The sequence below is a fragment of the Burkholderia sp. E168m22 genome (genome assembly GCF_001319805.1).
Lineage (GTDB): Bacteria > Pseudomonadota > Gammaproteobacteria > Burkholderiales > Burkholderiaceae > Burkholderia > Burkholderia orbicola.
The window spans coordinates 23239-45089 of record NZ_BBSK01000123.1 but is presented as its reverse complement, the minus strand read 5'-3'; the positions used below and the strand labels follow the sequence as shown (position 1 = coordinate 45089).

The window sequence follows — 21851 nt, the reverse complement described above, 5'->3', positions numbered from 1 at the left end:
AGGAGAAACGGGGGCAACAGGAAAGGCGAGGTGACCCCGCCACGGCATCGCATCAAAATGAGCACCGTTTGATGCGATAATTGATGCATCGATTTTCCCGGGAGCCGCCCATGCGCACCACCTTGTCCCTCGACGACGCACTGCTCGCCAAAGCGCAGCAATTGACCGGCGTCACCGAAAAATCGGCGCTCGTGAGGGAAGCGCTGCGCGCATTGATCGCCCGCGAAAGTGCGCGACGACTCGCCCGCCTCGGCGGCACCGAGCCTGATCTTGAATCGGTCCCACGCCGCCCGTCGGAGCCCGCATGATCCTTGTCGACACATCCGTCTGGATCGATCACTTGCGAGCCGGCGACGCGACGCTCACCGCCTTGCTGGAAGCGGAGCGAGTATTGATCCATCCGTTCATCGTCGGCGAGCTTGCGCTCGGCAGCATGCGCCATCGCGAGACCGTGCTGGATGCGCTGCGCGACCTTCCAGCTGCAACCCTTGCCACCGACGACGAAGTCCAGCGCATGATCGATGCCGTACCGCTTCACGGGCTGGGCATCGGGTACGTCGATGCCCACCTGCTTGCGTCGGCCAGACTGACCAGCGACAGCAGGCTATGGACGCGCGACCGGCGCCTGCTGGCGGCAGCGGAGCGCCTGCAACTCGTCGCCCGCCCCGCTCACTGACCGAGCGAAACCGGCACGAAAGCCCGCGCTGAATAAAAAAGCGGCGAGGCCCGTGGGCCCCGCCGCCGTATTCCAACGTGCCGGGAAGCATCCCTCCCGGGACGCTGCCTTCACCGGTTACGCCCCGTCACTCCGCCTTGCCGTCCCGCAGCCGCGGAATCGCGAGCGGATTGCCTTCCCGCAGCCCTTCGGGCAGCAGGTCGTCCGGGAAGTCCTGATAGCACACCGGCCGCAGGAAACGCTCGATCGCGGTCGCGCCGACCGACGTGACGGCCGGGTTCGACGTCGCGGGGAACGGCCCGCCGTGCACCATCGCATCGCACACCTCGACGCCGGTCGGGTAACCGTTGACCAGCAGGCGCCCGGCCTTGCGCTCGAGGATCGGCAGCAGCCGGCGCGCGAGCGGCTTGTCGTCGGCATCCATCTGCAGCGTGGCCGTCAACTGGCCTTCGAGCGCGTCGAGCACGCGCGCGACTTCGTCGAGATCGCGGCAGCGCACGATCAGCGACGCCGGCCCGAACACTTCGTGGCTGAACGCCGGCTCGCCCAGGAACGCCTGCGCACCGACTTCGTATAGCGCGCCGCCCGCCTGGCAGTCGGTCTGTGCCGCCTCGCCCGCGCCGATTTCGCGCACGCCCGGCAGTTCGGCCAGCTTGCCGCGACCGTTACGGTACGCATCGGCGATGCCGCGCGTGAGCATCACGCCGGCCGGCTTCTTCGCGAGCGCCTGCGCGGCGACCGTCTCGAAGCGGTCGAGATCGGGGCCGTCGATCGCGAGCACGAGGCCCGGATTGGTACAGAACTGGCCGACGCCGAGCGTCAGCGAATCGACGAAGCCCGTCGCGATCGCGTCGCCGCGCGCGGCCAGCGCGGCCGGGAACAGCACGACCGGGTTGATGCTGCTCATTTCCGCATAGACGGGAATCGGCTGCGGGCGCGCGTTCGCGAGCTGCACGAGCGCCATCCCGCCCTGCCGCGAGCCGGTGAAACCGACGGCCTGGACCGCCGGATGGCTGACCAGCGCGGCGCCGATCACGCGGCCGGGGCCGACCAGCAGCGAGAACACGCCGGCCGGCATGCCGGTTTTCGCGACGGCGGCGCGGATCGCGCGGCCGACCAGCTCGGACGTGCCGAGGTGCGCTTCATGGGCCTTCACGATCACCGGGCAGCCGGCCGCGAGCGCCGACGCGGTATCGCCGCCGGCCACCGAGAACGCGAGCGGGAAATTGCTCGCGCCGAACACGGCGACGGGCCCGAGCGCGATTTTCTGCAGCCGCAGGTCCGAGCGCGGCAGCGGCGTGCGTGCCGGCTGCGCGGGATCGATCGACGCGGCGAGGAAACGCCCGTCGCGCACGACGCGTGCGAACAGCCGGAGCTGGCCGACGGTGCGGCCGCGCTCGCCTTGCAGCCGCGCGACCGGCAGGCCCGTTTCGGCATGCGCGCGCTCGATCAGCGCATCGCCGAGCGCGACGATTTCATCGGCGATCGCTTCGAGAAACGCCGCACGGGCCGCGAGCGGCTGCGTGCGGTACGCATCGAACGCGTCGCGTGCGAGTTCGCACGCGCGGTCGACGTCGGCCTGCGTCGCGACGCCGAACGCCGGCGCCTCGATCGGCGCGCCCTTCGTCGGGTCGAACGCGTGCAAGGTTCCGGCCGAGCCGGCCACCGCTTCGGCGCCGATCAGCATCTCTCCTGTCAGTTGCATGGGGTGTGCTCCGTGGTTCGGGAATGGATTGCTCATTGTAGCTCAACAGATACGATGTCTGCCGACGTCGGCGGCATATTCTCGCCGCCTGCGAAGGCGCCGACGATACATCCGAAAGCCTTACCGGGCCAGCAAATCGCGACCTTCCCACACTGTGACGACGATCCCAAAGGGAAAACCCGAGGTTTCTGAATTCGAGCATTCTCAATAAACTTTCTTCCATGTCATACGACGACGTACATTTAAAGTGAGCAATCAGACCTCCCCTCGCGATCTTCCGCTCGACCTGGCGCGCACCGCGCGCCGAACCGCCGTGCGCTACTGGATCCTGGCGATGCTGTTCGTCGTCACGACGCTCAACTATGCGGACCGCGCCACGCTGTCGATCACCGGCACGCCGATCCGCAAGGCGTTCGGTATCGACCCGGTGACGATGGGTTACATCTTCTCGGCGTTCAGCTGGGCGTACGTGCTCGCGCAACTGCCGAGCGGCTGGCTGCTCGACCGCTTCGGCGCGCGGCGCGTGTATGCGGCGAGCATCTTCCTGTGGTCGGCGTTCACGCTGCTGCAGAGCACGATCGGCCTCGGCGGCAGCGCCGCGTTCGCGGTCGCCGCGCTGTTCGCGATGCGCTTCGCGGTCGGCATCGCGGAGGCGCCGGCGTTTCCGGCGAACGCGAAGGTCGTCGCGAGCTGGTTCCCGACCGCCGAGCGCGGCACCGCGTCGGCGATCTTCAACGCCGCGCAGTACTTCGCGGCCGTGGTGTTCTCGCCGCTGATGGCCTGGCTCACGCACGCGTACGGCTGGCATCAGGTGTACCTGTGGCTCGGCCTGGCCGGCATCGCGCTCGCGTTCCTGTGGCTGCGCGTCGTGAAGGACCCGGCCGACCATCCGGCCGTGAACCGCGCGGAGCTCGACCATATCGAGCAGGGTGGCGGCCTCGTGCGGTCGACGGGCGGGGCGACCGGCGCGCGCGGTAGCGGCGGTGGCGCTTCCGAAGGCAGCCGCGTGGCGGGCTGGTACTACGTGCGCCAGTTGCTGTCGAACCGCATGCTGATCGGCGTGTACCTCGGCCAGTACTGCGTGAACGTGCTCACGTACTTCTTCCTCACGTGGTTTCCGATCTACCTCGTGCAGGCGCGCGGAATGTCGCTGCTGAAGGCCGGCTTCATGACGTCGCTGCCGGCGATCTGCGGATTCCTCGGCGGCGTGCTCGGCGGGATGCTGTCGGACGCGCTGATCCGCCGCGGCGTCTCGCTGACGCTCGCACGCAAGATCCCGATCGTCGGCGGGATGCTGCTGTCGATGGTCATCATCGGTTGCAACTACGTCGACAGCGAAGCGCTGGTCATCATGCTGATGGCCGTGTCGTTCTTCGGCAAGGGGATCGGCTCGCTCGGCTGGGCCGTCGTCGCGGATACCGCGCCGAAGGAAGCGATCGGCCTGTCGGGCAGCCTGTTCAACATGTTCGGCAACACGGCGGGCATCGTCGCGCCGATCGCGATCGGCTACCTCGTCGGCGCGAGCGGCTCGTTCAACGGCGCGCTGGTGTTCGTCGGGCTGAACGCGCTCGTCACCGTGTTCAGCTATCTCGTGATCGTGAAGGACATCAAGCGCGTCGAGCTGCGTCATCGCGACGCGTGACGTTCGACCTTTGAAAAACGGCGGCCGCTTCATGCGCGGCCGCCGTTTTTTTCCATCGGAGCGACGTCAGGTCGACGCGTGCACGGCGCGCAGCATGTCGTGCACGCCGGACGTCATCAACGCGAGGAACGCGAGCAGACCGACGTAGCAAAGCGCGTAGGTCGTCTTCGTCTCGATCGACGTCGCGTAGTACACGCGGTTCTCCGGCGCGTCGGGATCGTAGCGCCACGCGCGCTTCAGCTGCGGCAGCGCGAGGATCGCCATCACGATCAGCAGCGGGCTCGGCCGATACACGAACAGCGCGATCAGCACCGGCACGCCCACGAGCCAGATGCGCGGCGACAGCACCGCGGTGATCCGCCCGCCGTCGAACGGCGACAGCGGAATCATGTTGAAGAGATTCAGGAAGAAGCCCGTATACGACAGCGCGAGCAGCAGGTTGCTGTCGGTGTGGCGCGCGGCCGCGTAGCAGGCCAGCGCGCCGAGGGTGCCGACGAACGGCCCGGCAAGGCCGACGTAGGCCTCCGTTTCCGCGTCGTGCGGCATCTCCTTCAACTGGATCCACGCGCCGACGAACGGGATGAAGGTCGGCAGCCCGACGTCGAGCCCGCGCCGCTGCGCGGCGACGTAGTGGCCGGCTTCGTGCACCAGCAGCAACGCGACGAAACCGGCCGCGAAGCGCCAGCCATAGAACAGCGCATAGACCGCGATCGACGCGAGCATCGTGCCGGCCGATACGAGCACCTTGCCGAGCTTCAGGCCGCCGAAGATCAGCAGCAACAGCTTCGTCATTCCTTGCGCTCCGTGGCGGCTGTGTCGGATGCAGCGGTTGCATCGGCGACGGCCGGCGCCGCGGCCGCCTTCGGCTTGCGCCCGAAGAAACGCTTGAGCGCCGCGCCGCCGGCCAGCAGTGCAACCGCGCCGATCTTGAAGAACTTCACCGCGAACGCGCCGATCAGCGCGAGCAGACCGAGCTTTTTCGCGCCGACGCCGACGATCAGCGCCGCGAGCCCATACTCGGCGACGTGGTCGGTCGACTGGTTGAAGTCGGCATAGCGCTTGCCGTCGTTGAAGCGGATGTTCGACAGCAGCGCGTCGGCCGAGGGCTGGTACTTCGGCAAATCGGCGAGCGTCGACGCCATCGTCAGCGACAGGTAGCCGTCGCGGCCGAGCACGAGCGTCCGGTAGTTCACGCCGTCGTTCGCGGCATTCGGCGCCGCGCCCTTGTCGCGGATGATCGCCGACCACACGAGCCGGTGCGTGGCCGCGTCGTACGCGGGCGCCTTCGCCCAGCCGACCACCTCGGTTTCGGGCAGGCCGCGCTCCTTGCGCGCCGGGTTGTTTTCCTCGGTGCCGGCCTGCAGGCTTTTCAGCAGTTCGTCGGGCTTCCAGTCCTTCGCGTCGTCGTCGCGGATATAGCCGCTCGGCTCGAACGACACGACCGAGATCCAGTCGGCGTCGGGATCGTCGGGCAGCACGAGGCCGACCAGCTTCGCTTCGTCGATCGAGTTACCCATCGAGCGCAGGTAGCGGCCGGCTTCGGCGGCCGGCACGAACGATTCGCCGGCCTTCAGCTTCAGCACGGCTTCGTGTTTGACGTCGATGTCGGTCGGCCCTTTCACGACCGCTTCGTTGGCGGCCGCGGCGGCGGCCCTCATTTCGACCTGCGCAGCTTCGGTCTGCGCGTGGCCGCTGGTCGCGGCGAGTGCGAGCGTCGCCACGCAGGCGAGCCGGACGGCAAGTTTTTTCATTGTTGGATTCCCCTGGAATGCCTTGTTGTCGATGTGCGCGGCGTCCGGCCCCGGCATCGTGGCCGCGGGTCCGGCGCCGCCTCTCAGGTGGCACGGGGGCTATGGTAACGCAGCGGCTGCGCACGCCCGGGCGGTGCGCGGCGCTTACCTCGCAGGTAATGCCGAAGCGGCGCGGGATTGCCTATCATCTCCCCATGAACTCGACCGCCGCCCTCCATGCGCCTTCCCCGTCCGCCGGCCGCGCGTCCGGCATCGGCCCGCTGCTGCGCACGTGGCGGCAACGCCGGCGCCTGAGCCAGATGGCGCTCGCGCTCGACGCGGATGTGTCCGCGCGCCACCTGAGCTTCGTCGAATCGGGCCGCGCGCAGCCGAGCCGCGAGATGGTGCTGCATCTCGCCGAACGCCTCGACGTGCCGCTGCGCGAACGCAATGCGCTGCTCGTCGCGGCCGGCTTCGCGCCGCTGTTTCGCGAACGGCCGTTTTCGGACCCGCAACTGGATGCCGCGCGTCATGCGGTCGAAGCCGTGCTGCGCGGGCACGAGCCTTATCCGGCGCTCGCGGTGGACCGCCACTGGACGCTGCTCGCGGCGAACCGGATGCTCGGCACGCTGGTCGCGCAGGCCGATCCGGCGCTGCTGCAGCCGCCCGTCAACGTGCTGCGGCTGAGCCTGCATCCGGACGGTCTCGCGTCGCAGATCGTCAACTGGCATGAGTGGCGCGCACACATCCTGCATCGGTTGCAGCGGCAGATCGATGCGAGCGGCGACCGCACGCTGCATGCGCTGCGCGACGAGCTCGCCGCGTATCCGGCGCCGGCCGGCCAGCCCGACGATTCGCACACGCGCACCGATTTCGCGGACATCGCCGTGCCGCTGCGGCTGCGCACGGCGAGCGGCGAGCTGACGTTCTTCAGTACGACGACGGTATTCGGCACGCCGGTCGACGTGACGCTGTCGGAACTCGCGATCGAGGCGTTCTTTCCGGCGAATCCGGAAACGGTGGAGGCGATGCGGGCGCTGGCGGACGCGTTGCCGGTGGCGTAACGCCGGCAGGCGTGGCGGGGCCGTGGCCGCGCTCAGCGGCGTTCGAGCGCCAGCTTCACGCCCAGCGCGAGCAAGACCACCCCGCTGACGCGATGCATGCGCGTCAGGATGCGCGGGTTGCGGCGGATCGATGCCGACAGCAGGCCCGCGAACAGCGCGACCGGCCCCTTGACGAGAAACGTCAGCCCGGCAAACGTCGCGCCCAGCACGAACAGCGACAGCATCGGATGCGGGGCGCCGGCCGGAACGAATTGCGGCAGAAACGCCAGATAGAAAAGCGCGACCTTCGGATTGGATACATTGGACAGCGCGCCTTGCGCGAACGTCCGCAGCCGCGATGCCGGCGCAGTGCCGTCGCCTGCGAGCGTCAGCTCGCCCGACGAACGCAACAGCGTGATGCCGAGGTACAGCAGGTACAGCGCGCCCACCACCTTCAGCGCCGTGAACAGCCATTCGGAAGCCTGAAGCAGCGCGCCCAGCCCGAGCGTCGCGAGCATCGTATGCACGAGCAGCCCGACGCTGACACCCGCGGCGGTCACGAGGCCCGCGCGCGTGCCGCCGGACAGCGTGCGCGACATCACGAGGACCATGTCCTGGCCGGGCGTCAGAATGATCAGAAGGGAGGTGGCCATGAACGGCAGCCAGGCGACGTGCGACATCGGGAAGCTCCTGAAAGGGGCCGCGGCGGGCGCGAATCGCGCGTTTTCGAGGGGCCGGGCAGTCGTCAGATTATCGGCAACTTCCCGTGGAGATTGGATGCAAACCCGGCTATTTCCGAAGTTGGATTTGGAGTTATTCTCCAACATCAACTTCATCTATAGCCAAAAATGCCAATCAAACTGGATGCGATCGATCGACGCATTCTGCGTGCGTTGCAGCAGAATTCGAACCAGACGAACGCCGACATCGCGCAACAGGCCGGCCTGTCGCCCACGCCGTGCCTGCGCCGCGTTCACCTGCTCGAGGAACAGGGCGTGATCGACGCGTACGTCGCGTTGCTGAACCCGGCAGCCGTCGAGCTGCGCTTCACGGCATTCGTGCGCGTCACGCTGGAGCGCCAGGACAAGACGACGGTCGAACGCTTCGCGCGCGAGATGGAACACGCGCCCGAAGTGCTCGAATGCCATCTGATGGCCGGCAGCTACGACTATCTGCTGCGCGTGATCGCGAAGGATCTCGACAACTATCAGCGCTTTCAGATGGAAACGCTCACGCAGATCGAAGGCGTGCGCAACATCGAAACCGAGATCCCGCTGAAGCGCATCAAACAGACGGTGCGGCTGCCGATCTAGGGGTCGAGAAACGTCACGGCCTCCCCGGCCGGTTGTCCGTTCAGCGCCTCGTCGCGCACGACGACCTGCCCGCGCACGACCGTATGCACGGGCCACCCCGTGACCGCACGGCCGTCGTACGGCGTCCACCCGCTCACGCTCGCGATCCATTCGTCGCGAATGATCCGCCGCGCGCGCAGGTCGACGATGCTGAAATCGGCGTCGTAGCCCGCCGCAATGCGTCCCTTCCCTTCGATGCCGAAAACGCGCGCCGGCCCGGCGCTGGTCAGGTCGACCAGCCGTTCGACGCTCAAACGGCCGGCCTGCACGTGATCGAGCATCAGCGGCAGCAGCGTCTGCACACCGGTCATCCCGCTCGGCGACTGCGGATACGGGCGGCGCTTTTCGTCGCGCGTATGCGGCGCATGATCGCTGCCGATCACGTCGACCACGCCGTCGCTGACGGCCTGCCACAGCGCGTCCCGATGATGCCGTTCGCGCACGGGCGGATTCATCTGCGCGAACGTGCCGAGCCGCTCGTAGCAATCCGGCGCGTGCAGACTCAGGTGATGCGGCGTGACCTCGACCGTCACGCGCCGCCGGTGCCGTGCGAGCAACGCCATTTCGTCCGCCGTGGATACGTGCAGCACATGCAGCCGGCGGCCCGTCTCGGCAGCCAGCCCGACGATGCGCCGCGTCGCGGCCAGCGCGCTTTCCGCGTCGCGCCAGCGCGGATGGTCGCGCACGTCGCCGCTTGCTTCCGCGATCGACTTGCGTTCGCGCAGCCGCGCCTCGTCCTCCGCATGCACGGCCATGCGCCGCCGGCCGTGGCGCAGTATCCGGCGCAACACGGTTTCGTCGTCGGCCAGCAGATCGCCGAACGAACTGCCCATGAAGACCTTCACCCCCGCGCAGCCGGGCAATCGTTCGAGCACCGGCAGCCGTTCGGCATTCACGGCCGAACCGCCGATGTAGAACGCGTAGTCGCACCACGCGCGGCCGCGCGCGAGATCGAGCTTGGCGCTCAGGTCCTGCTCGTCCAGCGTCAGCGGATGCGTATTGGGCATCTCGAAGATCGTCGTGACGCCGCCGAGCACCGCGCCGCGCGTGCCGGCCTCGATGGTCTCCTTGTGCGTGAGCCCCGGTTCACGGAAATGCACCTGACTGTCGACCACGCCCGGCAACACGTGCAAGCCGCGCGCATCGAGCAGCACGTCGGCGCTCCACGTACCGTGCAACGCGCCCAGCGCGACGACGCGGCCGCCCATGCACGCGACGTCGATCCGCTCGGCGCCGTTGGGCGTCATCACCGTGCCGCCATGCACCAGCAGATCGGCGTGCCGCCGTGTCGATCGGTCGCCCGCTTCCTGTCGCAGCCGCTCGCCCATGCGTCAGAACTCGTTCTGGATCTGCTTGTAACCGAGCACCAGCGCGTTGTTCGTCCGCGCGACGTCCTCGGAGAACTCGCTCGCATCGGCCGTCACCTGCGGCAGCGCGGCGAGATCGGTTTCCGGCCCGATGCGTTCGGTCGAGCGCACGTGGAAACCCGGCGGCAGGTGGCAGCCGTCGACGACCGCGTTGTAGCGCACCACGCAGCCGTCGTCGATCGTGCAGTTGAACAGCACGCTGTTGAAGCCGACGAACACGCCGTCGCCGACCATGCACGGCCCGTGGACGATCGCGCGATGCGCGATCGACGTGTGCCGGCCGATCGTCACGCTCGCGCCCGATTTCGAATGGATCACGACGCCGTCCTGGATGTTCGAATGCGCACCGATCACGATCGGCGCGATCTGGCCGTCCGCATCGGTTTCGTCGGCGCGGATCACCGCGTACGGGCCGATGAACACGTTCTCCTCGACGATCACGCGCCCGCACAGGATGGCGGTCGGATCGACGAACGCGTTCGGATGAATGTGCGGCAGGTCGCCGCGCGGGTTCTTTCGGATCATCAGGATTTCTGCCTGGAAAGAGTATGGCCACGCTTGAGCCGCTCGAACAGGCCGGGATCGCGCCACTGCGCGACGATGGCCGGCGCGAACACGATCGCGTCGAGGTCGATGCGGCCCATGCGCGGGTTGAATGCATCGTCGCGAAAGCACTGCGCGTAACCGGTCTCGGTCTCGTGAACGATCACCGAATGCAGCCGCACGTCGGCTTCGCCATTCGACATGCGCGTACCGCACAGCGCCGCATCGACGAGGCGAAAGAACACGCGCGAGAACTGCTCGGCGCTCGGCGACACCGGCAGCCGCACCCAGCGCTCGGAATGCCGGCGCATGCTTTCGACATAGCGCGGATCGTCGTCCGACCACAGCGTCACCGCATGGTCGAACGCGTCGATCAGGTCGCGCACGTCGCCCTTGAGCAGCCCGAAGTCGTAGATCATCTGGCCGTGATCCAGCGCATGCGCTTCGAGCAGCAGCTCGACACGGTATGAATGGCCGTGAATCGAATGCGAGCAGCGCCGCGTGCTGCAGCCGCGCACGACGTGCGCATTCTCGAACCGGAACAGCTTGCGGATCAGCATGCGTCGGCGCCTTCGCGCAGCGGAGCGGCCCACGCCACCGCATCGTGCGGATGCAGGCTTTCGAGATGGCGCACGCGCACGCGCGGGCTCGCATGACGATCTTCGAGCGCGGCCTGCACGCGCCGCGCCGCATCCTCGACGAACATCAGGTTGCCGCCGTTCAGCACCGCGAACGCCTGCTCGTCCGCGCGCTTGACGGCTGTCTGCACCGGCGTGCCGAGCGCCTGCTCGACGCGATCGATCAGGTCGAGCAGCCCCAGCGTCGTGCCATCGGCAGGCAGCGCCACGCTGACGACGGCCTCGCTGCGCTGGCTGTGCGGCGTGGCGGCCATCGCATGCCGTTTCAGCCAGGCGGCGACCGCCGTCGGCTCCACGCGAGCCTCATGCCCGAATGCCGTCAGGAATGCCTGTTCGATCCAGTGCCGCGACAGCGCGGCCGAGCACGGGCACGTCGACGAATAGACGACCGTCACCTGCGCGCGCAGCGCGAACGCATCGCCGGCCAGCGTCGCATCGAGACGCACCGGATAGGCCTTCCAGCCGGCCAGCCCCTCGGTCACGAGCGCCGTACGGCGGGCCAGCAGGTCGAAGCGCAGCCGCACGCGCGCGCTGCGCGTCTCGCAGTCGCGGTGGCTGTCGACCATCGCGCGCAGCATGCGCTGCAAGCCGGCCGGCGACAGCGCTTCGCCGTCGGCGAGCCCGTCGAGCAGCCCGTACAGCCGCGACATGTGGATGCCTTTCACCTGCGGCGCAGGCAGATCGACCTGCACGTCGGCACGCGCATGCACGTCGCGCCGGCAGCCGGGCTCCGCCACGACGACGGGCAGGTCGATGCCCTGCATGCCGACCCATTCGAGCGGGCGGCGGCCCGGCGCGGCGTCGGTCAGGGAAATATCGGGAAGCGCTGCATTCATGCTTGAAATCCGGTGGAGCGCCTTCTCCATCCGGATCGATGCAGGCAGCGCGTTCAGGTCAGGCCCAGTCGCGAAACGGGTTGTCCCACGTGGTCCAGTGTTCGGGGCCGGCGGCCATCTCGGCGTCGGTCAGCAGACACGCGTCGAAGCGCGCGCGCAGCGCCGGCTCGTCCATGTCCATGCCGATCAGCACGAGCTCCTGCCGGGCATCGCCGACATGCTCGTCCCAGCGCGCGCGGATCTGCGCGACGGCTTCGGCGTCCCGCGGCCAGCGCTCGGGCGGCACGGCCGCCCACCAGTGGCCGGCCGGCCCGTGCCGCGCGACCGCGCCGGCCTGCGACCACGAGCCGGCGACGGTCGGATGCGTGGCCAGCCAGAAGAATCCCTTCGAGCGGACGACGCCCGGCCATTCGCTCTCCACCAGATCGAAGAAGCGCTGCGGATGAAAGGGCCGCCGCGCGCGATAGACGAAGCTGCGGATTCCGTACTCGTCGGTCTCCGGCGTGTGCGTGCCGCGCAGCTCCTGCAACCAGCCCGGCGCGCGCGACGCCGCGTCGAAATCGAACAGGCCCGTGTCGAGCACACGTTCCAGCGGCACCTTGCCGAATTCGGCGATCTCGATCCGCGCGCGCGGGTTCAGCCCGCGCAGCAGCGCGATCAGCCGCTCGCGCGCGCTGGCGTCGATCAGGTCGATCTTGTTGATCACGAGCACGTCGCAGAACTCGATCTGGTCGATCAGCAGATCGACGACCGTGCGGGCGTCCTCGTCGCCCATCGATTCGCCGCGCGCTTGCAGGCTGTCGCGCGATGCGTAATCGCGCAGGAAATTGAACGCGTCGACCACCGTCACCATCGTGTCGAGCCGCGCGACTTCGCCGAGGCTGCGACCGTCCTCGCCTTCGAACGTGAACGTCTCGGCCACCGGCAGCGGCTCCGAAATGCCGGTCGATTCGATCACGAGCTGATCGAAGCGCCCTTCGCGTGCGAGCCGGTCGACCTCGATCAACAGATCCTCGCGCAGCGTGCAGCAGATGCAGCCGTTGCTCATCTCGACCAGCTTCTCGTCGGTGCGGGACAGCCCCGCGCCGCCGTCTCGCACGAGCGCGGCGTCGATGTTGACCTCGGACATGTCGTTGACGATCACCGCGACGCGCCGGCCCTCGCGATTGTTGAGGATGTGGTTGAGCAGCGTCGTCTTGCCGGCGCCGAGAAAGCCGGACAGGACGGTCACGGGAAGCCGCGTGGACGGATGAAGGGCGGGGTTCATCGGGCGATTCCGGAAGAGGACGTTGGAGATGAAATGATATATTGTATCGCTACGATATAACATATCATTTCAAACGTCCAGCACGACGGTAGCGCGGCGATGCACGCATCATGCGGTTTGAAAGGTGGGGTTGATAGGCTGCCCGGCGAGACCGCCCCTTTCAAACACCATGAAAAACAAAACGCTTGCCACGCTGTTACTGTGCGCTGCCGCTCCCGGCATCGCACTCGCACAATCGATCGCGGCGCCCGCGCTGAAACCGGGCGACACCTGGACCTACGTCGATACGGTCGAAATCGGCCCGAACGGCTGGCGCCAGACGCGCGACGAGATTACCGTGCAGCGCACGACGCCCGGGCACATCTACGTCGAGTCCCGGCAAAGCGGCGCCACGCAGGCGCCGCACGAAATGATCGTCGATGCGGACTGGAGCCGTGCACGCAGCATCAACGGCACCGAAACCGTCGTGAACCGCCCGCTGGCGTTTCCGCTGACGATCGGCAAGACCTGGACGATCCAGTACAGCGAGTCACACCCGAATCCGCAGCATGCGTCGGAAGCGTACGACACGCACTACAAGGTGGTGGGCCACGAGACCGTCACTGTGACGGGCGGCAAGTTCGACGCGATCAAGATCGAGGCTGAAGGCTCGTGGAAGGCGCAATCCGCACCGGGGCAGTCAATCACGTCCGGCGTATCGCGCAACGCGGGCGGTTCGACGATCGTGGTGCAAAGCCGCAACAACGGGACGGCGGAAGGAACCGGCAAGACCTACAAGGCGTTCTGGTACGTGCCGGCGGTGGGTCGCTGGGTCAAGTCGGTCGAGGAGTATTACGACACGAACGGCATGCGGACGGCGCGCTATTCGGACGAACTCGCATCGTACAAGCGCGCCGGGGCGGACGGCAGCGCGCCGTTGGCCGGCGGCCCTGCGCCCGCCTCCGTCGCGCCGGATGGCCCGCCGCCCGGCGATCAATGACGGAGTGCGTGCTCGCTTACGTATAGAGCGACGCCGGCGGCAACTCACCCGTCAGCGCATATCGGCCCACGTCGCGCAGCCGATAGTCGAGCGGATCGTGCAGCGTATGCGTGCGCGCGTTCCGCCAGAAACGGTCGAGGCCGAGCGACGCGGCCGTCGCGCGCGCGCCACACGCATCGAACAGCGCTTCGCCGTTATCCAGCGCCGCGCGCTGCGCGACGATCTTCGCTTCCGACACCGCGAGCGCGACTTCGGCGCGTTCGTCGGCCGTCAGCGCGTCCTGCCGCGCCCATGCGTGCTGCAACGTGTTGGCCGCGCGATCGGCCAGCGCCGCCGCGGCGATCGCGCGCACGCGCATGTCGCCGAAGCGCTGCAACGTGTACGGATCGTCTTCGGCCCGCTCGACGTCCGAATGAATCCACGGGCGGCCGTGCTGCCGCACGTAGTCGCGCGCCTCCGCCAGCGCGCCTTCCGCCAGGCCGACGAACAGGTTCGTCAGCACGAGCTGCGACACCAGCGTGCGCAGCGTCGCGCGCGGCGTCGGCGGCGCTTCCGACCGGTGCAGCACCTCGTCCGGCGCAAGCGTCACGCCGTCGAAGCGCACGCTACCGCTGTCGGTCTGGCGCTGGCCGACCGGGTCCCAGTCGTCGTTGACGGTGATCCCGGCCCGATCGGTCGGCACCACGCCGAACACGGTGCGGCCGATGGCCGGATCGTGCGCGGATACCGTCATCCGCTGCGAGCCGCGCGTGCCGGAACAGAAGCCCTTCACGCCGTCGAGCCGGTAGCCGCCGTCGGGCGTCGCCGTGGCGACGAGCCGCGTGTCGAGCGGATTGACCGCGTTGCCCCACCACCAGCGCCGGTCGACCGTGCCGCGCAGGTAGCGTTCGCGCTGCGCGGCGTTGCCCCACACGTCGACGCTCACCACCTGCAGGCACTGGAAGCCGACGAGATGCGCGAGCGCGCTGTCGACCCGCGCGACCTGCCGGATCGCGTCGTAAATCTCGGGCCACGCCGCTTCCTGCCCGCCGAACGCGCGCGGCACCGCGAGCGTCAGCAAACCCGCGTCGGCGAGCCACTGCTTCTCCCGGGCGGCATGACCGCCCGCGCGGTCGCGCTCGGCGGCGCTCACGCGCAGCGCGTCGATCGCGCGCGCCAGCGCCGCGCGGTCGACGGCCGGTGCATCGGTATCCGGCGCCAGCGTCGCCGGGCCGCGGGGATCGTTCATGCGACAGCTTCCTGTTCAACGGTTTCGCCCGACAGCGGGACGAGCGCGCCCAGCTGACGGCCGGTCAGCCGCGACAGGATCTCGCGCCGCCAGTCGTCGTAGATCGCACGATATTCGGCGATATCCGCGCCGAACACCAGTGCGGTATGCGCGTACTCGTCGTGCAGATAGCCGTCGAGCCGCGCCTGGGTTTCCTCGTCGGCCGCGATCACGCGATCGATCAGCGCGTCGCGCTCGGCGGCCGGCAGCGCCTGCAGCGTGTCGAACCACCACTGGACGATCTGCACGCGATGCCATTCCTCGTCCGGGCGAATCCGGTTCTCGCCGTGCTCGCGCATCGCGCTGTCGCCGATGCGGCCGGTCTTGCGCTGAATCCACAGCTTCGCGAGGATGTGCAGCTCGTAATGCCATTCGAATGCGAGAAAGCCCGCGACGTCGCGCACCGCGATGTCGCCGATACGCGCCCAGTGCGCGGCAACGAGCCGGTCGACTTCCGGCAGCGGATCGCGCCCCGTGAGTTCGGTCACGCGCTCACGGCCGATCACCGCGTGCGCGCCGTCGTCGCCGAGCTGGCGCGACAAGATCAGCTGGAAATGCGGATCGTCGCGGAACAGCGTGTCGATCGCCTTCGCGACGACCTGCACGATGAACAGGTCGTGCGACGCCATCTTCGTGTAGTAGTCGGCGACGGCCGCCAGCTCGTCGCCGTTGCACGGCTCACGCGGCGGCGTCGCCACTTTGTCGGGGAAGTCCGGACGATGGCGTCGCGCCACCTCCAGAAACAGCGCTTCCTCGAATTGTCCGTTCCATTCGCGCGGCGCGCCGATGGGCAAGGTCATGGTTGTTCTCTCAGGATCAGGAATGAAACGAGCGGACGCTTGTGGCGTCGCTCAGGTGCGCCGGGTCACGCGTCGGACCAGGCGGTCGCCCGTGATTTGCACGGCCGAGACGAGCGCGATCAGGATCACGATCACGGTCGCCATGACGGTGGTGTCGAAACGTTGATAGCCGTAGCGGATCGCGAGATCGCCGAGCCCGCCCGCGCCGACGGCGCCCGCCATCGCGGTCGAGCCGATCAGCGCGACGACGGTGATCGTGAAGCCGCCGAGCATGCCGGGCAGCGCTTCGGGCAGCAGCACGTGCCACACGATGTGGCGGCGTTTCGCGCCCATCGCGAGCGCGGCCTCGATCAGCCCGCGATCGACTTCGCGCAGGCTCACTTCGGCGATCCGCGCGAAGAACGGGATCGCGGCGATCGACAGCGGCACGACGGCCGCCCATACGCCGATCGTCGTGCCGATCAGCACGCGCGTGAACGGCAGCAGCGCGACCAGCAGGATGATGAACGGCGTCGAGCGGAACACGTTGACGAGCGCGCCGAGCACCGCGTTCACGCCGCGCCGCGCGTAGATGCCGCCGGGCGCGGTGGTCACGAGGATCACCGCGAGCGGGATGCCGATCAGCGCGGCGATCGCGGCCGACGCGGCGACCATCGACAGCGTGTCGCGGATCGCGTCGAGCAGTTCGGGCCACCAGAGGTCAAACATAGCCGAGCACCTCCGCATGATTCGCATGACGGCGCGCACGTTCGAGCAGTGCGGCGACCGCACCGCCGCGCGCCGTCGACGGGCCGGCGTCATCCGCACGCGGCGTCGCGGCGATCACGAGCCGCCCTTGCGCATGCCCCTGGATGCTTTCGATGCCGCCGTGCAGGAACCGCACGGAGCCGCCGAGCGCCGCCGCAAGCGCGCCGACGTCCGGCTCGCCGCCGCTCTCGCCCGTATAGCGGACGTCGAGCACGATCTGTGCGCCGTCGGGCAGCGCGGCCTGCTCGGGCAGCGGCCGCACCCGCGCGGCCAGTTCGGCCGGCAGGTCGTGCTGCAGCGTGCTCAGCAGCGCGCGCGTCGCGCCGTGGCGCGGATCGCCGAACACGCGCCACACGGGGCCGGTTTCGACGACTTCGCCCTGTTCGATCACCGCGACCGTGTCGCACACCGCGCGGATCACCTCCATCTCGTGCGTGATCAGCACGATCGTCAGCCCGAGACGGCGGTTGATGTCGGCGAGCAGCGCGAGGATCGATTGCGTGGTTTCCGGATCGAGCGCCGACGTCGCTTCGTCGCACAGCAGCACTTCGGGATCGTGCACGAGCGCCCGCGCGATGCCGACGCGTTGCTTCTGCCCGCCCGACAGGCTCGCCGGATACGCATCGCGCTTCGCGGCGAGCCCGACGAGCTCGAGCAGCGCCTCGACCTTGCGCACGCGCTCGGCCTTCGGCACGCCGGCGATCTTCAGCGGCAGCGCGACGTTCTCGAACACCGTCTTCGCGGACAGCAGGTTGAAATGCTGGAACACCATGCCGGTGCGGCGCCGCAACGCGACGAGGCCATCCTCGTCGAGCGCGCCGACGTCGACGCCCTGCACGCGCACACGGCCCGAACTCGGCCGTTCGAGGCCGTTCAGGAGGCGCAGCAACGTCGACTTGCCCGCGCCGCTGCGGCCGATGATCCCGAACACCTCGCCGCGCCGCACGTCGAGCGTCACGTCGCGCAGCGCGGCGGCCTGGCCGCGCGGCGTCGCGAATACCTTGCCGACCTGCTCCAGCGACACGGCCGCGCCGCCGACCGGCGTCACGGCTTCCTCATGTGCCACTGCATCGGCACCGGCACCGGCGCGCACGGCCGATGCCTCGATGAAACCCAGCGTATCGAACAATTGCGTCATCGCTTCGCTCCGTCACGTTCAGGCATGCGCGGGATGCGCGGGTTCGGCTGCGGCGGCCGGCCGGTGCTGCGCGCCGGTATGCCAGGCGGGCAGGCGCGGGCCCACGCCGAACAGCTTCTCGCGCAGCGTCGGCGCGGGATCGTAGTCTTCCTTGTAGACGCCGCGGTTCTGCAGCTCGGGCACGACCCAGTCGACGAAATCCTCGAACGACTCGGGCATCACGGTGCGCGTCAGGTTGAAACCGTCGATGCCGGTCTCGTCGATCCACGACTGCAGCTCGTCCGCGACCTGCGACGGCGAACCGACGATCGGCGCATAGCGGCCGCCCAGCGACATCTGTTCGAGCATGCGGCGCACGGTCCAGGTGCCGGTCGTGCTCTTGCGCGAGATCGCGTCGACGGCCGACTGGATCGAATCGGTCTTCACGTACGAGATCGGCTCGTCGAGGCCGTATTTCGCGAAGTCGATGCCGGTCGAACTCGCGAAATGCGCGAGGCCGGCTTCCGGGCTTGCGTAGCGCCGGTACTCGTCGAATTTCTCGCGGGCGAGCAATTCGGTCTCGGCCGTCACGACGCTCACGCCGGCAAAGATCTTGATCGACGCCGGATCGCGCCCCTGCCGCGCGGCGGCCGCGCGGATGTCGAGCGTCGCCGCGCGCGCCGCGGCCTTGCTCTGCCCGTTCACGAACACGCATTCCGCGTGACGGCCTGCGAACTCGACGCCGCGCGCGGACGAGCCGGCCTGGTACAACACCGGCGTGCGTTGCAGCGACGGTTCGCTCAGATGAATCGCATCGATCGAATAGAACGGCCCGTCGTGCTTCACGCGCCGCACCTTGCCCGGCTGCGCGAACACGCGCGCCTGCGCGTCGCGGATCACCGCGTCGTCGTCCCAGCTCTGTTCCCACAGCTTGTAGACGACGTCCATGTAGTCGTCGGCGCGCTCGTAGCGGTCGTCGTGGCCGATCTGCTGCGCGAGGCCCATCCCGCGCGCGGCGCTGTCGAGATAGCCGGTGACGATGTTCCAGCCCACGCGCCCTTTCGTCAGATGATCGAGCGTCGACATGCGGCGCGCGAACAGGTACGGCGGCTCGTAGGTCAGGTTCGCGGTCACGCCGAAGCCGAGATGCCGCGTGACCTGCGCCATCGCCGGCACGAGCAGCAGCGGATCGTTGACGGGCACCTGCACCGATTCGCGCAGCGCGGCGTCCGGGCCGCCGCCGAACACGTCGTACACGCCGACGATGTCCGCGAGAAAGATTCCGTCGAACTTGCCGCGCTCGAGCGTCCGCGCGAGATCGGCCCAGTAGTCGAGATCGGTGTAGTGCGCGGAGCGGTCGCGCGGATGCGTCCACAGCCCGTGGTTGATGTGCCCGACGCAGTTCATGTTGAACGCGTTGAGCAGGATCTTCTTGCGGTTCGCCGTCGTCATGCCGCCTCCGTCACCACGCGATCGCGTACAGCGAGCCGAACGCGTTGTCGAGCGCACGGCGCACCGCCGGCGAGTGCTGGTAGATCGAGATGAACTTGCGGATGCGCGGATCGTTCGCGCTCTCGGGCCGCACGACCCACTGAATCGCGAAGTTCTTGTTCTCGGTGCCGTCGAACAGCAGCGCGCTGTTCGGGTCGGTCGTGCCGGCGAGCTTGATGAAGCTCGGGTAGCCCTGCGCGAGATCGACGTCGTCGAGCGAGCGCGCGAGCTGCGACGCTTCGAGCGGGATGATCTTCAGGTGCTTCGGGTTGGCGACGATGTCGTGCGTGGTCGCGCGGTAGTCGGCGCCCGGCTTCAGCGTGATGAGCCCCGCGCGCTGCAGCAGCAACAGCCCGCGCCCGCCGTTGACCGGATCGTTCGCGATCGCGACGCGCGCGCCGTCCTTCAGCTCGGCGAAGCTCTTCACCTTCTTCGAATAGAGGCCGATCTTCATGATCGTGCCGGGCGCGATCGAGATGAAGTTGTAGCCGCCCTGCTTCTTCGCGTTCTCGAGAAACGGGATGTGCTGGAAGTAATTGACGTCGATGTCCTTGTTCGCGAGCGCCGCGTTCGGCGTATTCCAGTCGGTGAATTCGACGATCTTCACGTCGAGGCCCTGCTCCTTCGCCTCCTTCGCGGCGATCTTCAGCGCCTCGATCTGCGGGCTGGTCGAGATGCCGACCTTCAGCGGCGCGGTGTCGGCGCGCGCGCCGTTCAGCAGCACGACGCCGAGCAGCGCGGCCGTCAGCAGGCGGGCCAGGCGAGCCACGCGGCCGGCGGAAAAGCGGGAGGAAAACACGGGATGCAGCATGGGAACCACTCTCCTGTCCAAAGACGGTATCGATGGATGAGCGACGCCGCGGCGAACGCGCGGGCGTTCTCCGGACGGTCGTCGTCCCATCGGAAAAGGATCAGCCGATGATAGAGAGCGGCGAGAGGGCGGTCTACGAAGCGATTGTGCGAAGAAAATCGCGCGCGGCGATATGGCGGGCGGGACGGCGGGCGCCGGGCATGACCGGGGCGCCCGGGCCGCCGTCAGGCCGAAATCTCGGCCTGACGGCCGCGCCGATTCCGAAATCTCGGCCACTTCGCGTGAAAAACCCTTTCCGCAGACGAAATAAATCCCTTATGAATCAATGGATTAAAAATATTCCGGCGCGTCGGCATTCTGGCATGGGGGTTGCGTAATAGACGGCACACGATGCCGCGAAGCGATGCAGGCATTCCAAACATCAGGAGACACGTCTTGCAGACCTCTATCCATACCCCGTCCCATCCCGAGCCGATTGCCGAAGCCGGCCCCGCCACGCGCGAACGCTTCTGGCCGGAAGGCTGGTGGAAGCTGATGGAAATCCGCATCGGCATCATCCCGCTGCCGGTCTACGTGATCCTGTTCGGACTGATCGTCGGCTTCGCGGTGACGGGCAAGGTGCCCGGCGAAATCTCGATGGCGATCGCCGTCCTCGCGTTCTTCGGCTTCACCTGCGCGGAACTCGGCAAGCGCCTGCCGCTCCTGCGCAACATCGGCGCGGCCGCGATCTTCGCGACCTTCGTGCCGTCGGCGCTCACGTACTACCACGTGCTGCCGAAGCCGGTGCTGAACCTGACGGTCGAATTCACGAAATCGACCAACTTCCTGTATCTGTTCATCGCGTCGATCATCGTCGGCAGCATCCTGAGCATGGATCGCCGCGTGCTGATCCAGGGCTTCGTGAAGATCTTCATTCCGCTCGCGGCCGGCTCGGTCGCCGCGGCGATCGTCGGCACGGCGGTCGGCACCGCGCTCGGCCTCGGCGCGCGCCACACGCTGCTGTACATCGTCGTGCCGATCATGGCGGGCGGCGTCGGCGAAGGCGCGATTCCGCTGTCGATCGGCTATTCGGAACTGATGCACCTGCCGCAGGGCGAGATGTTCGCGATGGTGCTCCCGCCGGTGATGCTCGGCAGCCTGACCGCGATCATCCTGTCGGGCGCGCTCGACATGCTCGGCAAGCGCCTGCCGCACCTGACCGGCAATGGCCGCCTGCAGGTCGGCGAAAGCGGCGACATGATGCCGGAGAACGAAGAGATCCGCGGTCACGTCGACGTCACGCACATCGCGGGCGCCGGCATCACCGCGATCACGCTGTACCTCGTCGGCCTGATGGCGCACAAGCTGTTCGGCCTGCCCGCGCCGGTCGCGATGCTGTTCCTCGCGGTGCTGGTGAAGCTCGCGCGTGCGGTGTCGCCGCCGCTGCAGGAAGGCGCGTTCGTCGTCTACAAGTTCTTCTCGACCGCCGTCACGTATCCGCTGCTGTTCGCGATCGGTGTCGCGATGACGCCGTGGGACAAGCTGACCGCCGCGTTCACGATCGTCAACGTGGTCACGATCGTGTCGACCGTCGCGACGCTGATGGGCACCGGTTTCGTGGTCGGACGCCTGCTGAAGATGTACCCTATCGACACCGCAATCGTGAACGCCTGCCACAGCGGGCAAGGCGGCACCGGCGACGTCGCGATCCTGACCGCCGCGAACCGGATGCAGCTGATGCCGTTCGCGCAGATCGCCACCCGTATCGGCGGCGCGATCGTCGTCACGGTGACGCTGATCCTGGTCGCGCACTTCGGATAACGCGCGGCCGCGCGCACCGTCGCGCCGGCCGCTTCAGACG

Annotated in this window: 22 protein-coding genes; 7 read left to right on the top strand and 15 right to left on the bottom strand. The window is 68.1% G+C overall.

What is annotated here, in order from left to right:
- Positions 1-110 precede the first annotated feature (110 nt).
- Positions 111-308: a type II toxin-antitoxin system VapB family antitoxin gene (locus AP428_RS28990; RefSeq protein ID WP_006752328.1), complete on the top strand. Its 198-nt coding sequence runs from the start codon at positions 111-113 to the stop codon at positions 306-308.
- Positions 305-676, top strand: a complete 372-nt coding sequence (locus AP428_RS28985) for a type II toxin-antitoxin system VapC family toxin (protein ID WP_011546880.1) — start codon at positions 305-307, stop codon at positions 674-676. The genes AP428_RS28990 and AP428_RS28985 overlap by 4 nt, the downstream gene beginning before the upstream one ends.
- 127 nt (positions 677-803) lie before the next feature.
- Here the strand turns inward: AP428_RS28985 and AP428_RS28980 are convergent, their stop codons facing one another.
- Positions 804-2381, bottom strand: a complete 1578-nt coding sequence (locus tag AP428_RS28980; RefSeq protein ID WP_011546879.1) for an aldehyde dehydrogenase (NADP(+)) — start codon at positions 2379-2381, stop codon at positions 804-806.
- A 247-nt stretch (positions 2382-2628) separates the two neighbouring features.
- On the opposite strand from AP428_RS28980, the gene AP428_RS28975 reads away from it, so the two are divergent.
- A complete protein-coding gene (locus tag AP428_RS28975) occupies positions 2629-4023 on the top strand; it encodes an MFS transporter (protein ID WP_011546878.1) in 1395 nt (464 codons plus the stop codon).
- Positions 4024-4089: 66 nt separating this feature from the next.
- Here the strand turns inward: AP428_RS28975 and AP428_RS28970 are convergent, their stop codons facing one another.
- Together AP428_RS28970 and AP428_RS28965 are read right to left on the bottom strand one after the other, a co-directional pair.
- A complete protein-coding gene (locus tag AP428_RS28970; RefSeq protein WP_011546877.1) occupies positions 4090-4815 on the bottom strand; it encodes a site-2 protease family protein in 726 nt (241 codons plus the stop codon).
- Positions 4812-5774 carry a DUF2167 domain-containing protein gene (locus tag AP428_RS28965; protein ID WP_041489345.1) on the bottom strand — a complete coding sequence of 321 codons (963 nt, stop codon included), beginning with the start codon at positions 5772-5774 and terminating at the stop codon, positions 4812-4814. The genes AP428_RS28970 and AP428_RS28965 overlap by 4 nt, the downstream gene beginning before the upstream one ends.
- Before the next feature lie 194 nt (positions 5775-5968).
- Between AP428_RS28965 and AP428_RS28960 the strand changes: the two genes are divergently transcribed.
- The gene (locus tag AP428_RS28960) at positions 5969-6817 is read left to right on the top strand and encodes a helix-turn-helix domain-containing protein (protein WP_011546875.1); all 849 of its coding nucleotides are present in this window, start codon (positions 5969-5971) and stop codon (positions 6815-6817) included.
- A 32-nt stretch (positions 6818-6849) separates the two neighbouring features.
- Here AP428_RS28960 and AP428_RS28955 read toward each other — a convergent pair whose 3' ends face one another.
- Positions 6850-7476 (bottom strand): LysE family translocator, encoded by a 627-nt coding sequence (locus AP428_RS28955; RefSeq protein ID WP_011546874.1) that lies wholly within the window; start codon positions 7474-7476, stop codon positions 6850-6852.
- A gap of 168 nt (positions 7477-7644) precedes the next feature.
- Between AP428_RS28955 and AP428_RS28950 the strand changes: the two genes are divergently transcribed.
- Positions 7645-8109 (top strand): Lrp/AsnC family transcriptional regulator, encoded by a 465-nt coding sequence (locus tag AP428_RS28950; RefSeq protein ID WP_011546873.1) that lies wholly within the window; start codon positions 7645-7647, stop codon positions 8107-8109.
- Here the strand turns inward: AP428_RS28950 and AP428_RS28945 are convergent.
- The 5 genes from AP428_RS28945 to zigA are packed head-to-tail and all read right to left on the bottom strand — an operon-like array spanning position 8106 to position 12799.
- Positions 8106-9476: a dihydroorotase gene (locus tag AP428_RS28945; RefSeq protein WP_011546872.1), complete on the bottom strand. Its 1371-nt coding sequence runs from the start codon at positions 9474-9476 to the stop codon at positions 8106-8108. The genes AP428_RS28950 and AP428_RS28945 overlap by 4 nt on opposite strands.
- 3 nt (positions 9477-9479) lie before the next feature.
- Positions 9480-10040 (bottom strand): carbonate dehydratase, encoded by a 561-nt coding sequence (locus AP428_RS28940; RefSeq protein WP_011546871.1) that lies wholly within the window; start codon positions 10038-10040, stop codon positions 9480-9482.
- A complete protein-coding gene (locus AP428_RS28935; protein ID WP_011546870.1) occupies positions 10040-10618 on the bottom strand; it encodes a 6-carboxytetrahydropterin synthase in 579 nt (192 codons plus the stop codon). Before AP428_RS28935 ends, AP428_RS28940 begins: the two co-directional genes overlap by 1 nt.
- On the bottom strand, positions 10612-11532 hold the full coding sequence (gene folE2 / locus AP428_RS28930; protein ID WP_041489458.1) for a GTP cyclohydrolase FolE2: 921 nt from the start codon (positions 11530-11532) through the stop codon (positions 10612-10614). Before folE2 ends, AP428_RS28935 begins: the two co-directional genes overlap by 7 nt.
- Before the next feature lie 58 nt (positions 11533-11590).
- The gene (zigA, locus tag AP428_RS28925; protein WP_172593248.1) at positions 11591-12799 is read right to left on the bottom strand and encodes a zinc metallochaperone GTPase ZigA; all 1209 of its coding nucleotides are present in this window, start codon (positions 12797-12799) and stop codon (positions 11591-11593) included.
- A 169-nt stretch (positions 12800-12968) separates the two neighbouring features.
- Here zigA and AP428_RS28920 point away from each other — a divergent pair, with 169 nt between their 5' ends.
- A complete protein-coding gene (locus AP428_RS28920; RefSeq protein ID WP_011546867.1) occupies positions 12969-13778 on the top strand; it encodes a hypothetical protein in 810 nt (269 codons plus the stop codon).
- Between the two features lie 16 nt (positions 13779-13794).
- Here the strand turns inward: AP428_RS28920 and AP428_RS28915 are convergent, their stop codons facing one another.
- From AP428_RS28915 to AP428_RS28890, 6 genes are read right to left on the bottom strand one after another with little or no spacing between them, the layout of a single operon-like run.
- Complete coding sequence (locus AP428_RS28915) at positions 13795-15006, bottom strand: acyl-CoA dehydrogenase family protein (RefSeq protein WP_011546866.1); 1212 nt, start codon at positions 15004-15006, stop codon at positions 13795-13797.
- Complete coding sequence (locus tag AP428_RS28910; protein ID WP_011546865.1) at positions 15003-15845, bottom strand: hypothetical protein; 843 nt, start codon at positions 15843-15845, stop codon at positions 15003-15005. Before AP428_RS28910 ends, AP428_RS28915 begins: the two co-directional genes overlap by 4 nt.
- Positions 15846-15896: 51 nt before the next feature.
- Positions 15897-16553: a methionine ABC transporter permease gene (locus tag AP428_RS28905; RefSeq protein WP_006491339.1), complete on the bottom strand. Its 657-nt coding sequence runs from the start codon at positions 16551-16553 to the stop codon at positions 15897-15899.
- On the bottom strand, positions 16546-17730 hold the full coding sequence (locus AP428_RS28900; RefSeq protein WP_011546864.1) for a methionine ABC transporter ATP-binding protein: 1185 nt from the start codon (positions 17728-17730) through the stop codon (positions 16546-16548). Before AP428_RS28900 ends, AP428_RS28905 begins: the two co-directional genes overlap by 8 nt.
- 18 nt (positions 17731-17748) lie before the next feature.
- Positions 17749-19161 (bottom strand): LLM class flavin-dependent oxidoreductase, encoded by a 1413-nt coding sequence (locus tag AP428_RS28895; RefSeq protein WP_011546863.1) that lies wholly within the window; start codon positions 19159-19161, stop codon positions 17749-17751.
- 10 nt (positions 19162-19171) lie between these two features.
- Positions 19172-20011 (bottom strand): MetQ/NlpA family ABC transporter substrate-binding protein, encoded by an 840-nt coding sequence (locus AP428_RS28890; protein ID WP_011694864.1) that lies wholly within the window; start codon positions 20009-20011, stop codon positions 19172-19174.
- A gap of 435 nt (positions 20012-20446) precedes the next feature.
- Between AP428_RS28890 and AP428_RS28885 the strand changes: the two genes are divergently transcribed.
- A complete protein-coding gene (locus AP428_RS28885) occupies positions 20447-21811 on the top strand; it encodes a 2-hydroxycarboxylate transporter family protein (RefSeq protein ID WP_012339349.1) in 1365 nt (454 codons plus the stop codon).
- Positions 21812-21851 lie beyond the last annotated feature (40 nt).